Annotated in this window: 15 protein-coding genes and 1 other annotated feature; all 15 genes read left to right on the forward strand. The window is 36.4% G+C overall.

Annotated elements, in window-relative coordinates:
• The coding region (locus tag N4A40_11310; GenBank protein MCT4662440.1) for an elongation factor Tu at positions 1-120 on the forward strand (120 nt) is incomplete at its 5' end.
• A 304-nt stretch (positions 121-424) separates the two neighbouring features.
• Positions 425-574 (forward strand): 50S ribosomal protein L33, encoded by a 150-nt coding sequence (rpmG, locus tag N4A40_11315; protein MCT4662441.1) that lies wholly within the window; start codon positions 425-427, stop codon positions 572-574.
• Positions 575-607: 33 nt separating this feature from the next.
• Positions 608-817: a preprotein translocase subunit SecE gene (gene secE / locus N4A40_11320; GenBank protein ID MCT4662442.1), complete on the forward strand. Its 210-nt coding sequence runs from the start codon at positions 608-610 to the stop codon at positions 815-817.
• Positions 818-857: 40 nt separating this feature from the next.
• The gene (gene nusG, locus N4A40_11325; GenBank protein ID MCT4662443.1) at positions 858-1,385 is read left to right on the forward strand and encodes a transcription termination/antitermination protein NusG; all 528 of its coding nucleotides are present in this window, start codon (positions 858-860) and stop codon (positions 1,383-1,385) included.
• A 27-nt stretch (positions 1,386-1,412) separates the two neighbouring features.
• Positions 1,413-1,835, forward strand: coding sequence for a 50S ribosomal protein L11 (gene rplK, locus N4A40_11330; GenBank protein ID MCT4662444.1), 423 nt, complete (start codon positions 1,413-1,415; stop codon positions 1,833-1,835).
• A 50-nt stretch (positions 1,836-1,885) separates the two neighbouring features.
• Positions 1,886-2,587: a 50S ribosomal protein L1 gene (gene rplA, locus N4A40_11335; GenBank protein MCT4662445.1), complete on the forward strand. Its 702-nt coding sequence runs from the start codon at positions 1,886-1,888 to the stop codon at positions 2,585-2,587.
• Positions 2,588-2,629: 42 nt separating this feature from the next.
• Positions 2,630-2,766, forward strand: a sequence feature (ribosomal protein L10 leader region).
• Positions 2,767-2,784: 18 nt separating this feature from the next.
• The gene (rplJ, locus tag N4A40_11340; protein MCT4662446.1) at positions 2,785-3,294 is read left to right on the forward strand and encodes a 50S ribosomal protein L10; all 510 of its coding nucleotides are present in this window, start codon (positions 2,785-2,787) and stop codon (positions 3,292-3,294) included.
• A 37-nt stretch (positions 3,295-3,331) separates the two neighbouring features.
• Entirely contained in the window at positions 3,332-3,709 is a 378-nt protein-coding gene (rplL, locus tag N4A40_11345; GenBank protein MCT4662447.1) for a 50S ribosomal protein L7/L12, read from the forward strand.
• Positions 3,710-3,985: 276 nt separating this feature from the next.
• Positions 3,986-7,648 carry a DNA-directed RNA polymerase subunit beta gene (rpoB, locus tag N4A40_11350; protein MCT4662448.1) on the forward strand — a complete coding sequence of 1,221 codons (3,663 nt, stop codon included), beginning with the start codon at positions 3,986-3,988 and terminating at the stop codon, positions 7,646-7,648.
• 80 nt (positions 7,649-7,728) lie between these two features.
• The gene (gene rpoC / locus N4A40_11355; protein ID MCT4662449.1) at positions 7,729-11,244 is read left to right on the forward strand and encodes a DNA-directed RNA polymerase subunit beta'; all 3,516 of its coding nucleotides are present in this window, start codon (positions 7,729-7,731) and stop codon (positions 11,242-11,244) included.
• Positions 11,245-11,321: 77 nt separating this feature from the next.
• Positions 11,322-11,594 carry a ribosomal L7Ae/L30e/S12e/Gadd45 family protein gene (locus tag N4A40_11360; protein MCT4662450.1) on the forward strand — a complete coding sequence of 91 codons (273 nt, stop codon included), beginning with the start codon at positions 11,322-11,324 and terminating at the stop codon, positions 11,592-11,594.
• Positions 11,581-11,997 carry a 30S ribosomal protein S12 gene (rpsL, locus tag N4A40_11365; GenBank protein ID MCT4662451.1) on the forward strand — a complete coding sequence of 139 codons (417 nt, stop codon included), beginning with the start codon at positions 11,581-11,583 and terminating at the stop codon, positions 11,995-11,997. The genes N4A40_11360 and rpsL overlap by 14 nt, the downstream gene beginning before the upstream one ends.
• Before the next feature lie 127 nt (positions 11,998-12,124).
• Complete coding sequence (rpsG, locus tag N4A40_11370) at positions 12,125-12,595, forward strand: 30S ribosomal protein S7 (GenBank protein MCT4662452.1); 471 nt, start codon at positions 12,125-12,127, stop codon at positions 12,593-12,595.
• Between the two features lie 90 nt (positions 12,596-12,685).
• On the forward strand, positions 12,686-14,758 hold the full coding sequence (gene fusA / locus N4A40_11375; protein MCT4662453.1) for an elongation factor G: 2,073 nt from the start codon (positions 12,686-12,688) through the stop codon (positions 14,756-14,758).
• A 22-nt stretch (positions 14,759-14,780) separates the two neighbouring features.
• The coding region (locus tag N4A40_11380) for a GTP-binding protein (protein ID MCT4662454.1) at positions 14,781-14,919 on the forward strand (139 nt) is incomplete at its 3' end.

A 14,919-nucleotide genomic window follows, 5' to 3' on the forward strand; every position in this document is an offset into this window, starting at 1 on the left:
AACGCAACATTTACAATTGAGTTAATAACTCCAATTGCAATGGAAAAAGGACTTAAGTTCGCTATCCGTGAGGGTGGAAGAACAGTTGGTGCTGGCGTTGTAGCTGAAATCATCAAGTAATTATAGCTTAGGCTTTAAAAAAGATCTCCTATTTTGGGGGTCTTTTTTATTTCTGAAAGAGTAGTGAGGAAAAGCTCAAAAAATAGCTAAAATAAAAGCAACAAAAGCTTGACAATATCGAGGAAAATGTATAAACTAATTATGCTACTTTTTTAACGTGGAATGCAGAAAAATCTTGACACGCTATTTCATTTGTGATAATTTATATAGAGTAGTGTGGTTATTATAGAGTACTTATGTCTATAAGATATTCAATAATAGCATAGTTAAATATAAATAGCTCGAAATTAGGAGGTGTAACAGTATGAGAGATAAAGTGATTCTAGCTTGTACTGAATGTAAGCAGAGAAATTACAATACAACTAAAAATAAAAGAAATAACCCAGACAGAATTGAACTGAAAAAATATTGCAGATTCTGTAAGAAACATACAGTTCACAAAGAAACTAAGTAGAGTTTAAAAATACTAAGTGAGGATGTGAAGCTGATGTCAAGCCAAGCAGTGTCGAAAGACAATGAGAAAAAGATAGGATTTTTTAAAGGTGTTAAGTCTGAAATGAAAAAAGTTAGCTGGCCTAGTTCGAAGACTTTGGTAAATCACACTATTATAGTTATTACTATGTGTGTGTTTATGTCTTTATTTATAGGTGTTTTAGACTTAGGTTTTCAATCTTTGATAGGACTTATTGTTAAATAATATGAAAATGTTGGGAGGAAGGACTATTAGTCCGTAAAGTATGAATGAAATGTCGGAAAATGCAAAATGGTATGTAGTTCATACATATTCCGGTCACGAGAAGAAAGTTCAAGCCAATATAGAAAAGTTGGTTGAAAATCGTGGCATGCAGGATCAGGTATTGGAAGTAAGGGTTCCTATTGAAGAATGTGTCGAAATCAAAGATGGGAAGAAGAAAGTTAAAGAAAGAAAAAAATTCCCGGGATATGTTATTATCAAAATGGTTATGAACGAAAAGACATGGTATTTGGTTCGAAACACTCGTGGAGTTACGGGTTTTGTAGGACCAGGATCTAAGCCGGTTCCACTTACAGCTATTGAGATGAAGAATATGGGTATTCACGAAGTGTTGCCTGAGATTGATCTTAATATTGGAGATTCAGTTCAAGTGGTTTCGGGTCCTTTCGAAGATTTTGTAGGAAAAGTAGAGAGCTTAATTCCAGAAAAAAGGAAACTTAAAGTGTTTATATCTATGTTTGGAAGAGAAACACTAGTTGAACTAGATTACGACCAAGCAGAGAAAATATAAATTACAAATAAATGAGGAGGTGCACAAATGGCTAAAAAAGTAATGGCTGTTGTAAAATTACAAATTCCAGCTGGAAAGGCAACACCAGCTCCACCAGTAGGTACTGCATTAGGTCCACATGGTGTTAACATCATGGGATTCTGTAAAGAATTTAATGCAAAAACTGCTGATCAACCTGGTATGATTATTCCAGTTGTATTGACTGTATATCAAGATAGATCTTTTAGTTTTATCACAAAAACTCCACCTGTAGCGGTGTTGTTAAAGAAAGCGGCAGGTCTTGAGACTGCTTCTGGAGAACCTAACAAAAAGAAGGTTGCAAAATTAAATTCAGATGCTATCAGAAAGATTGCTGAAACAAAAATGCCTGACTTAAATGCAAACACAGTAGAAGCTGCTATGAGCATGGTTGCTGGAACTGCAAGAAGTATGGGTATCGAAGTAGAATAAGTTTTAAATAGTGGGAGGTAAAACCGCTAATACCACAAGGAGGAATGAAAATGCCAAAGCATGGAAAAAGATATGAAGAAGCGCTTAAAGCAGTAGATAAAGCTAAACTTTATGATGCTGAAGAAGCTCTTAAGTTAGTTAAAGATAACGCTAAAGCGAAATTTGATGAAACAATTGAAGTATCAGTTAAATTAGGTGTTGACGGTAGACATGCTGATCAACAAGTTAGAGGTGCTATTGTTTTACCACATGGTACAGGTAAAACTAAAAAGGTACTTGTTGTTGCTAAAGGTGACAAATTAAAAGAAGCTGAAGCTGCAGGAGCAGATTTCTTCGGCGAAAACGAAATTGTAGATAAAATCCAAAAAGAAAACTGGTTTGATTTCGATGTTATCGTAGCTACACCAGATATGATGGGCGTTATCGGTAGATTAGGTAGAGTATTAGGACCAAAAGGTTTAATGCCAAATCCTAAGTCTGGAACAGTAACTTTCGATGTTGAAAAAGCTGTTAAAGAAATCAAAGCTGGAAAAGTAGAATATAGATTAGATAAAACAAATATTATTCACGTTCCAATCGGAAAAGCTTCTTTCGAGCAAACACAATTGGATGAAAACTTTAAAACTTTAATGGATGCTATAGTTAAAGCTAAGCCAGCATCTGCTAAAGGTAAGTACTTGAAGAGCGTTAGTATTTCTAGTACAATGGGTCCTGGCGTTAGAGTTAATGGATCAAAAATTATGGGTGCATAAAAAGCTTGACAAGAGTATTTTTGTGTGGTAAACTTATAAGAGTGAGAAATGAATAATGAACCACAGACAGTAGGGGCGAGAGCTTAAAAGGCCTACCGAGGTTATAGACGATATAAATTATTTTATTGAGTTTTTAGCGCTTCCCTGTCTGTCTAGGGGAAGCGTTTTTTAATTAGACTTATGAGGAGGTGTCGAGAATGAATCAACAAATCCTAGAACAAAAGAAAGCTATGGTACAAGAAATCAAAGCTAAGATCGAAGAAGCACAATCAGTTGTATTGGTAGACTATAGAGGTCTTAATGTTGAAGAAGTTACAGAGCTTAGAAAGAAATGTACTGAAGCGGGTGTTGAGCTAAAGGTATACAAAAACTCTTTGATGAAATTTGCATTCAAAGAGGCAGGATATGATGCATTTGAAGAATTCTTAGTAGGACCAAATGCTATTGCTATCTCAAAAGAGGATTCAGTAGCAGCTGCAAAAACTGCTAATGATTTTGCAAAAAATCATGAAAAATTAGAGATTAAAGCAGGTATCGTTGATGGAGAAGTAATGGATTTAGCGAAAATTTCAGCTATTGCAAACTTACCATCAAAAGAGCATCTACTTACTCAATTGGCTGTTGGCTTAAATGCTTCTATCGTCAAGTTTGCTAGAGCGATCCAAGCAATCGTTGACAAAGAAGATGCAGAACCAGTAGCAGAATAAAAAAATTAGAATAAAGATAAAATGGAGGGAATATAAAATGGCAGAAAAAATTACAAATATTATTGAAGCTGTTAAAGAGCTTTCAGTTCTTGAATTATCAGAACTAGTTAAAGCTATCGAAGAAGAATTTGAAGTAAGTGCGGCTGCACCAGTTATGGTTGCAGGAGCAGCAGGTGGCGCAGCAGCAGGTGGCGCTGAAGAGAAAACTGAATTTGACGTAATCTTAACTAGCGCTGGCGCTAAGAAAATTCAGGTAATCAAAGTAGTTAGAGAAGTAACTGGTTTAGGACTTAAAGAAGCTAAAGCATTAGTTGATGGAGCTCCTGGAACTCTTAAAGAAGCGGTTGCTAAAGACGAAGCTGAAGAAATCAAAACTAAGATTGAAGAAGCAGGCGGAAGCATCGAATTAAAATAATTTTTCATAAAAGACATCTGCAAAAGGTGTCTTTTATTTTTTATCATTTTAACTTCTTTTTATCGTTGATGAGAATCTTGTTTAATGCAAAACTGTCATCAGTGATAAAAGAAAATACTATAAGTATTTCTCATAAAGCATTGACAACATAGTGTATATATGGTAGAATCATGTATTGTCTAGGAGTGTGTATTAAAACACTTTCGAAGGAACATGATTTTTTTATTATAAGCATGAATTTATAGTTTATGCTACTTTGGATAAGGGGTGAATTACATGGTGCATCCTATTAATAATGGCAAGCGTGTTAGGATGAGTTACTCGAAGATTGATGAGGTATTAGAATTACCAGATTTGATTGAAGTACAGAAAAAGTCGTATGAGTGGTTTGTAAAAGAGGGCTTAAAAGAAGTCTTTGAAGACATTTCACCGATTCAAGATTATACAGGTAATCTTATACTTGAGTTTGTTGATTACTATATATCTGATGAAGTAAAATACGATGTAGAGGAATCAAAAGAGCGAGATGCAAACTATGCAGCGCCGCTAAAGGTTCGAGTACGATTGATTAACAGAGAAACGGGAGAAGTAAAAGAGCAAGAAGTATTTATGGGTGATTTTCCTCTAATGACAGACAGAGGAACGTTCATCATAAATGGAGCGGAAAGGGTTATTGTAAGCCAATTGGTTAGATCCCCTGGCGTTTACTATTCTATGGCTAGAGATAAGACAGGTAAGGAATTGTATTCATCAACTGTGATACCTAATAGAGGTGCATGGTTAGAGTATGAAAATGATTCAAATGATATCTTACATGTCAGAATCGATAGAACTAGAAAACTACCACTTACAGTTCTTGTAAGAGCATTGGGAATTGGTACAAATGCAGAGATTATGGATGTATTTGGAGAGCACACAGCGCTACTTAACACTTTAGAGAAGGATAGCGCGAAAAATGAAGAAGAAGGTTTAATTGAAGTTTATAAGCGTTTAAGACCAGGTGAGCCACCTGCAGTAGATAGCGCTAGATCTCTTTTGAATTCTTTGTTTTTTGATCCAAAAAGATATGATTTGGCAAAAGTTGGTAGATATAAATTCAACAAAAAATTAGCACTTAGTCAAAGACTACGTGGTCAAGTTGCAGCAGCTAACATAATCGATCCTGAAACTGGAGAAATTTTAGTTGAAGGTGGAGAAAAAATTTCATTTGAAATGGCTAGAGTTATTGAGACTGCTGGAGTAAAACAAGTTGAAGTTCAATTAGATGATGGTAGAATAGCTAGAATCATAGGAAACCATTTCATTGAAGTTAAGAGAACTGCTCACAGAGAGATATTAGAAAATGCTGGTTTTAAAGAAAAAATTTATTATCCAGTATATAAGCAAATTGTTGATGAATTTGCAGATGATGAAGATGAACTTAAATCAGAGATTACAAAGAGAGCTAGAGAGCTTTCACCAAAGCACATTATTATTGATGATATAGTTGCATCTATAAGTTATCAATTAAACCTAATTGATTTCATTGGAAATACTGATGATATAGATCACTTAGGAAACAGAAGAGTTAGAAGTGTTGGAGAGCTTTTACAAAATCAATTTAGAATTGGTTTATCTAGAATGGAAAGAGTAGTAAAAGAAAGAATGACTATTCAAGACATAGATATTACAACTCCACAGGCACTTATAAATATTAGACCAGTTGCAGCAGCTATTAAGGAATTTTTCGGAAGTTCGCAGTTATCACAGTTTATGGATCAAACGAATCCACTAGCTGAATTAACACACAAACGAAGAATGTCGGCTCTTGGACCTGGTGGTTTATCAAGAGATCGTGCTGGATTTGAGGTTCGAGACGTTCATGCTTCTCATTATGGAAGAATGTGTCCTATCGAAACACCTGAGGGTCCGAATATCGGTTTGATTAACTCACTTGCGAGTTATGCTAGAATAAACGAATATGGATTCATTGAGACTCCGTATAGACGTGTTGACAGAGAAGAGGGTCGTGCTACTTCTGAGATAGAGTACCTAACTGCAGATGTAGAAGATAACTTCATTGTTTCACAGGCGAATGAACCATTAGATGAAAATGGATACTTTATAAATGATAGAATTACTGTAAGAGCTGAGAAAGGTACATTTGACCTTGTATCAAAACATAGTGTTGATTACATGGACGTTTCTCCAAGACAGGTAGTTTCAGTTGCGACGGCTATGATTCCTTTCTTGGAAAACGATGATGCCAACCGTGCTCTTATGGGTGCGAACATGCAGCGTCAGGCAGTACCTTTATTGAGACCAGAAGCACCAATAGTTGCTACTGGAATGGAGTATAAAGCTGGATTAGATTCAGGAGCTGTTGTTCAGTGTAAAAACAATGGTACTGTTCACAGAGTTACTGCTGATGAAGTATTGGTTAAACGTGCAGAAGATGGCGGAATAGACCGTTATAAACTGCTTAAATTTAAACGATCAAATCAAGGGACATGTATAAATCAAAGACCTATCGTTAAGAGAGGTGAATTCATTAAAAAGGGAGAGGTAATAGCCGATGGACCTGCAACTCAACTAGGTGAAATTAGTTTAGGTAAGAACCTTTTGATTGGATTTATGACTTGGGAAGGATACAACTTTGAGGATGCGGTTCTTCTTAATGAAAATATGGTTAAAAATGATGTATTTACTTCTATTCATATTGAAGAGTATGAGTCAGAAGCAAGAGATACTAAATTAGGACCAGAGGAAATAACAAGAGATATACCAAATGTTGGTGAAGAAGCTCTCAAGAATCTAGATGCTAGAGGAATTATAAGAATTGGAGCTGAAGTTGGCCCTGGAGATATAATGGTAGGAAAGGTAACTCCAAAAGGAGAAACTGAGCTTACGGCAGAGGAGAGACTTTTAAGAGCAATATTTGGAGAAAAAGCAAGAGAAGTTCGCGACACATCTCTTAAAGTGCCACATGGACAAAAAGGTATTATAGTAGACGTAAAAGTATTTACTAGAGAGAACGGAGACGAATTACCACCAGGAGTAAACGAATTAGTTCGTGTATATATAGCGACTAAGCGTAAAATGATGGTTGGTGATAAGATGTGTGGACGCCATGGTAATAAGGGTGTTGTTTCCAGAATAATGGCAGAAGAAGATATGCCATTTATGCCAGATGGAACGCCACTTCAAGTTGTATTGAACCCACTAGGTGTACCTTCACGTATGAATATCGGACAGGTTCTTGAGGTTCATCTTGGCTTTGCATCTAAGACTTTGGGATGGCATATAGCTACTCCAGTATTTGATGGAGCTCACTTTGAAGATATAGAACAAGCATTTGAAGCTGGTGGAATACCTAAAAATGGAAAGATTCAGCTTAGAGATGGTCGTACAGGTGAAGATTTTGCTAATCCTGTAACGGTAGGATACATGTATATGCTAAAACTTCACCACATGGTTGATGCTAAAATACATGCTCGTTCAACTGGACCTTATTCACTAGTAACACAACAGCCACTAGGTGGTAAGGCACAATTTGGTGGTCAGCGTTTTGGAGAGATGGAGGTTTGGGCATTACAAGCATATGGTGCTGCTCACATACTTCAAGAGATATTGACTGTTAAATCTGACGATGTTGTAGGTCGTGTTAAAACGTATGAAGCTATTGTAAAGGGTGAAAATATTCCTGAATCAGGAATACCAGAATCTTTCAAAGTATTGATTAAGGAATTACAAAGTTTATCATTGGATATTACTGTTATTGATAATGATGAAGAAATCAAGCTAGAGAGAGAGCATATAGTAGCTCCAGAGAATGCTGAAGATATAGATAACGAAGAAGAAGTTGTTGAAGAAGAAATAATCGAAGAAGAAATCCTTGATGAAGAGATTAGCGAGGATGAAATTTTTGAAGAAAATTTTGAAGATGATTTTGAAGATTAATTAAATATATGCAAGCGCACTTGAGGCTGTGCGCTTGCAGTTACCATATAATTTATTAGAGAGAAGGGAGAGAAAGCCCCTTGTTAGAACTAAATAACTTTGATGCAATAAAAATTGGATTAGCTTCTCCAGAAAAAATACGTTCGTGGTCTTACGGAGAGGTTAAAAAGCCAGAAACTATTAACTATAGAACATTGAAGCCAGAGAAAGATGGTCTTTTTTGCGAAAGAATTTTTGGACCAACTAAAGATTGGGAATGTCACTGTGGTAAATATAAAAGAGTTAGATACAAAGGTGTAATTTGTGATCGTTGTGGAGTTGAAGTTACAAAAGCAAAAGTAAGAAGAGAGAGAATGGGTCATATAGAATTGGCTGCACCAGTATCTCATATTTGGTATTTTAAAGGAATACCAAGTAGAATGGGACTTTTGTTAGATATGTCACCTCGTTCACTAGAAAAAGTATTGTATTTTGCATCGTATATAGTTACAGATGCAGGAGATACTCCTTTAATGGAGAAACAAATACTTACAGAAAATGAATTTAATGATGCTTATGAAACATATGGTACTAGATTTAGAGCAGAGATGGGTGCCGAAGCAGTTAAAGCGCTTTTAGAGAAAATAGATTTAGAGCAAGAATCTAGACAATTACAAAAAGATTTAGAGGATAGCTCAGGTCAAAAGAAAATTAGAATAGTTAGAAGACTTGAAGTTATAGAAGCATTTAGAACTTCAGGTAATAATCCATCGTGGATGATTTTAGATGCAATTCCAGTAATACCACCAGATTTAAGACCAATGGTACAATTAGATGGTGGTAGGTTTGCGACTTCTGACTTGAATGATTTATATAGAAGAGTTATAAATAGAAATAATAGATTGAAGAGACTTTTAGATTTAGGAGCTCCTAATATCATTGTAAGAAATGAAAAGCGTATGCTTCAAGAAGCAGTAGATGCTCTTATAGACAATGGTAGACGAGGAAAACCAGTTACTGGACCAGGAAATAGACCTCTTAAATCACTTTCAGATATGCTTAAAGGAAAGCAAGGTCGTTTCAGACAGAACCTTCTTGGAAAGCGTGTTGACTATTCTGGTCGTTCTGTAATCGTTGTTGGACCAGAACTTAAATTCTATCAATGTGGTTTACCTAAAAAGATGGCACTTGAATTGTTCAAGCCTTTTGTTATGCGTAAACTTGTTGAAGAAGGACATGCTCACAATATTAAGAGTGCTAAGAGAATGGTAGCAAAGGCGAAAGAAATAGTATGGGGCATACTTGAAGAAGTAATTAAGGGCCATACTGTACTTCTTAACCGTGCGCCGACGCTTCATAGACTTGGTATACAAGCTTTCGAACCAATCATAGTAGAGGGTAAAGCTATAAAACTACATCCACTAGTTTGTACTGCGTATAATGCAGACTTTGATGGTGACCAGATGGCGGTCCATTTACCATTATCATCAGAGGCACAGGCTGAAGCTAGATTTATGTTACTATCAGTAAACAATATATTGGCACCTAAGGATGGAAAGCCTATTACTACGCCTTCACAGGATATGGTTCTTGGAAGTTACTATTTAACATTAGATGTTCCAAGTGATAAAGGTAATGGAATGGCATTTAAAGATTATGATGAAATGTTCTTAGCATATCAAAATAACATTGTAGATTTCCATTCAATGGTTAAGGTTAGATGCAAGTTAAATGATGAAGATCCAGGTCAAATTGTCGAGAATACCGTTGGAAGATTTATATTCAACCAAGGAATTCCTCAAGATTTAGGATTTGTTGATAGAAGTAAAGATGCGTATGCATTAGAAGTTGACTGTGTTGTAGATAAAAAAATGCTGGGTAAAATTATTGACAAGTGCTTTAGAAGACATGGAAATACAGTTACAGCAATGCTTCTAGACTATTTGAAATCAACAGGATATCACTATTCTACATTAGCTGCACTTACCATAGCTATCAGTGATATCATAGTTCCAGATGCTAAAAAAGATCTTATGAAAAAAGCAGATGAACTTGTAAATAAATATGAAAAAGCATTCCGTAGAGGTCTTATCTCTGATGAAGAAAGATATACTAGAGTTATAGAAATTTGGGGACAGACAACAGAGGATGTTGCCGATGCTCTTATGGATAGCTTGGAAGAGCTTAATAACGTAAATATCATGGCGAAGTCTGGAGCCCGTGGTAGTAGAAATCAGATTAAACAGCTTGCTGCGATGCGTGGACTTATGGCAAATGCATCTGGTAAAACTGTTGAAATTCCAGTTCGTTCTAATTTCCGTGAAGGATTATCAGTACTTGAGTTCTTTATATCTTCTCATGGTGCTCGTAAAGGACTTGCCGATACAGCACTTCGTACTGCTGACTCGGGATACTTAACTAGACGTTTAGTTGATGTCAGTCAAGAAGTAATTGTTAGAGAAGATGACTGTGGTTCAGATAGATTTATAACAGTTAGAGCGTTCAAAGATGGAAAAGAAGAAATAGAAAATTTATTTGAAAGAATTGATGGTCGTTTTGCATTTGAAGACATAGTGCATCCAGAAACAGGAGATGTTATAGTTGAGCGAAATGGTTATATAACTGAAATTAAGGCTCAAGAGATAGTTGATGCTGGAATTGAAGAAGTTAAGGTAAGATCAGTTCTTACATGTAAAGCTAAGCAGGGAGTTTGTGCTAAGTGCTATGGTCGAAACTTAGCTACTGGTGGAATCGTTGATGTTGGAGAAGCGGTAGGAGTTATCGCAGCACAGTCAATCGGAGAGCCGGGTACTCAGCTTACAATGAGAACGTTCCATACCGGCGGTGTTGCTGGTGGAGACATCACTCAAGGTTTGCCAAGGGTTGAGGAGCTTTTTGAAGCTCGTAAGCCTAAAGGTCTTGCTGTTATTACGGAAATAGCAGGTATTGTATCTATGAGTGAAGGCAAGAAGAAAGAAGCAATTGTTACAGGTCAAGATGGTACTTCGGAATCTTATACTATTCCTTATGGAGCTCGTGTAAGAGTTAAAGATGGCGATTATCTTGAAGCTGGAGATGAAATTACAGATGGTTCTGTAAATCCACATGATATCCTTAGAATCAAGGGTGTTACTGGAGTACAGATATATATAGTTAAAGAAGTTCAGCGTGTTTACCGTATGCAGGGTGTTGATATCAACGATAAACATATTGAAGTTATCGTTCGTCAGATGTTGGATAAGGTAAAAATTGATGATGCTGGAGATACTGGATTATTACCAGGAAGTTTAGTTGATTTATTAAGTTTTGAAGCTGCAAATGAGAAGATGGAAGATGAAGGCTTAATTCCAGCAATTGGAGAGAGAACATTGTTAGGTATAACTAAGGCATCTCTTGCTACTAATTCATTCCTTTCAGCTGCATCATTCCAGGAAACAACTAGAGTGTTGACTGAGGCTGCAATTAAGGGTAAAGTTGATAATTTAGTTGGACTTAAGGAAAATGTATTGATTGGTAAATTAATACCAGCAGGTACAGGATTAAGCAGATACAAAAATATAGCTGTTGAATCAAAAATAATTAATGAAGAAATAGTTGACAGCTTTAGTGCTGAGTGATAGAATGTACGAGTATGATTTGTCTTTGATTATGACGGGGGAGTAATCCCCCGTTGTGATGCGAGAGGGGCATGCGTATGAAAGCTAAAGAAATTGTAGTTGGAGCAAGACAAGTTAGAAGGGCTTTGTTGAAAGATGAGGTCGAAAGTGTTTGGATTGCGAAGAATGCGAATTACCACATAATTAAAGGGATCATTGAATTATGTGAGAGCAAAGGCATTAAAATCAAGCAAGTTGAAAAAATGTCTAAGCTCGGAAAAATGTTTGAAATTGATGTCAATGCGACATCAGTTGCTATATTAAAAACACAGCAAATTTTGGAAGGAGGTGGCGATAGTGCCAACTATTAATCAATTGATTAGAAAAGGAAGAAAGTCAAAAACAACAAAGTCTAATTCAAGACATATGAACTATGGTTTCAACTCTTTGAAAAAGGCTGCGACTTTGACTTATTCACCACAAAAAAGAGGGGTTTGTACTTCTGTAAAAACTGTAACTCCTAAAAAACCTAACTCAGCCTTGAGAAAGGTAGCCAGAGTTAGACTTACAAATGGTGAGGAAGTAACTGCTTACATTCCAGGTATTGGACACAACTTACAAGAGCATAGTGTTGTTCTTATAAGAGGTGGTAGAGTAAAAGACTTACCAGGAGTTAGATATCACGTTATTCGTGGTGTATTAGATACAGCTGGTGTTGAAAATAGAAACCAAGCTCGTTCTAAATACGGAACTAAGAAACCTAAGAAAAAATAGTGGTAAACACTAAAACAGTGCTGAAGTGTATTACATATTGAGAAATATATGATCATATAAATACATGTGCACGACAGGCGACAGCCTGAGTACCAGCGATTCATATCGTTTTAAGGAGGGAAGAAAAGTGCCAAGAAAAGGAAATGTACCAAAAAGAGAAGTTATGGCAGATCCTATTTATAAGGATAAGGTTGTAACTAAATTAATTAACAACATCATGTTAGATGGTAAAAAAGGTGTTGCTCAAAAAATTGTTTACGGAGCGTTTGAAATAATCGCAGAGCAAACAGGAGAAGATGCACTTGAAGTATTCAAGAAAGCGTTAGACAACATCATGCCAGTATTGGAAGTAAAAGCTAGACGTGTTGGTGGATCAACATATCAAGTTCCAGTTGAAGTTAGACCAAACAGAAGACAGACTTTAGGTTTGAGATGGTTAACTACTTATTCTAGAGCTAGAGGCGAGAGAACTATGAGAGAGAGACTTGCTAGAGAGCTTATGGATGCTGCGAACGATACAGGTGCTAGTGTTAAGAAAAGAGAAGACACTCACAAAATGGCTGAAGCTAACAAAGCGTTTGCACACTACAGATGGTAGAATAATTGGGAGGCGAGTGACGAAAGCGTCACCTCGCTTTCTCTTATGTATATGAGAAGAATTAGAGGAGTCTAAGAAGGGAGGCAAATTATGCCTAGAAAGTTTTCTTTAGAAAAAACGCGTAATATCGGTATCATGGCGCATATTGACGCGGGTAAAACAACTGCAACAGAGCGTATTCTTTATTACTCTGGTAAGACTCATAAAATTGGTGAAACACATGATGGTGCTTCACAAATGGACTGGATGGAGCAAGAGCAAGAGAGAGGTATTACAATCACATCTGCTGCAACAACAACTCAGTGGAGACAAAATAGAATCAACATCATTGATACACCTGGACACGTGGACTTTACAGTAGAGGTTGAGCGTGCACTTCGTGTTCTTGATGGTGCGGTAGCAATATTCGATGCCAAAAGTGGTGTTGAGCCTCAATCAGAAACAGTTTGGAGACAAGCTTCAAAATATCAAGTACCTAGAATGTGTTTTGTAAACAAAATGGACAAAATGGGTGCTGATTTCTTCTATTCATTGGATACAATGCACGAAAGATTGAAAGCTAATGCTGTAGCTATTCAAATGCCTATCGGTGCAGAAGATGATTTTGCAGCAATCATTGACTTGGTAAAAATGAAAGCTTATTTCTACAGAGATGATTTAGGAACTAAAATTGACGAAGTAGAAATTCCAGCAGAATATGCTGAAAAAGCTGCTGAGTACAGAGAAAAATTAATTGAAGCTTTAGCTGACACGGATGAAGAAATTATGATGAGTTTCTTAGAAGGTGAAGAAGTTGCTGAAGCAGATATCATGAAAGCTATTAGAAAAGCAACAATTGCTAATCAAATAGTTCCAGTTCTTTGTGGTTCAGCTTACAAAAACAAAGGTGTACAGAAATTATTGGATGCAATAGTTGATTACTTACCATCACCATTGGAAATCCCACCAATTACTGGTACGGATCCAGATGCTGATACAGAAGAAGAAATCACAAGAAAAACATCTGATAAAGAAGATTTTTCTGCATTAGCATTTAAAATCATGACTGACCCATTTGTTGGAAAGCTTGCTTTCTTTAGAGTTTATTCTGGAATTATGACATCAGGTTCTTACGTATTTAACTCTACAAAGGGTAAAAAAGAAAGAATCGGTCGTATTCTTCAAATGCATGCTAACAAGCGTGAAGAGATAACTGAAGTTTATGCTGGTGATATCGCTGCAGCAGTTGGTTTGAAAATAACTACAACAGGAGATACATTATGTGATGAAAAATCACCAATCGTATTGGAATCTATGGAATTCCCTGAGCCTGTAATTGCAGTAGCTATTGAGCCTAAAACAAAAGCAGGACAAGAAAAAATGGGTATTGGTCTTCAGAAACTTGCTGAAGAAGATCCAACATTCAAAACATATACTAATGAAGAAACTGGTCAAACAATCATCGCTGGTATGGGTGAGTTACACCTTGAGATCATCGTTGACCGTTTGATGAGAGAATTTAAAGTAGAAGCTAACGTTGGTGCTCCACAAGTTGCTTACAAAGAGACAATCAAAGGCAATGCTGATATTGATTGTAAATATGCTAAGCAATCAGGTGGTAAGGGTCAATATGGTCACGTTAAAATCAGAGTTGAACCTCAAGAAGCAGGTAAAGGCTATGAGTTTGTTAACGAGATCAAAGGTGGATCTATTCCTAAAGAATATATCCCTGCTGTTGATGCTGGTATCCAAGAAGCTGCTAAGAGTGGTATAGTTGCAGGTTTCCCTGTGATTGACTTTAAAGTAACGCTTTATGATGGATCTTACCATGATGTCGATTCTTCAGAGATGGCATTTAAGGTTGCTGGATCTATGGCGTTTAAAAAGGCTATGAATCAAGCTCAAGCTATTCTTTTAGAGCCATTCTCTAAGGTAGAAGTATTAGTACCAGAAGAGTATATGGGAGACGTTATGGGTGATGTAAGCTCAAGACGTGGTAGAATAGATAGCTTTGAAGATAGACATGGAATTAAAGCAGTAAATGCATTTGTTCCACTTTCAGAAATGTTTGGTTATGCAACTGACCTACGTTCAGCTACTCAAGGTAGAGGAAACTACTCTATGGAATTCGATCACTATGAAGAAGTTCCAAAGAGCATCGCTGAAGAAGTTGCTAAAAAATAGATAATTAGAGGAGGCTTTTAAAATGGCTAAAGGTAAATTTGAAAGAAATAAGCCACACGTTAATATTGGAACAATTGGTCACGTTGACCACGGTAAAACAACATTAACAGCGGCAATAACAAGAACATTAAACGAAAGATTAGGTACAGGAGAATCTGTAG

It is taken from the genome of Tissierellales bacterium (assembly GCA_025210965.1).
In the GTDB taxonomy this organism is placed as follows: Bacteria; Bacillota; Clostridia; order Tissierellales; family JAOAQY01; genus JAOAQY01.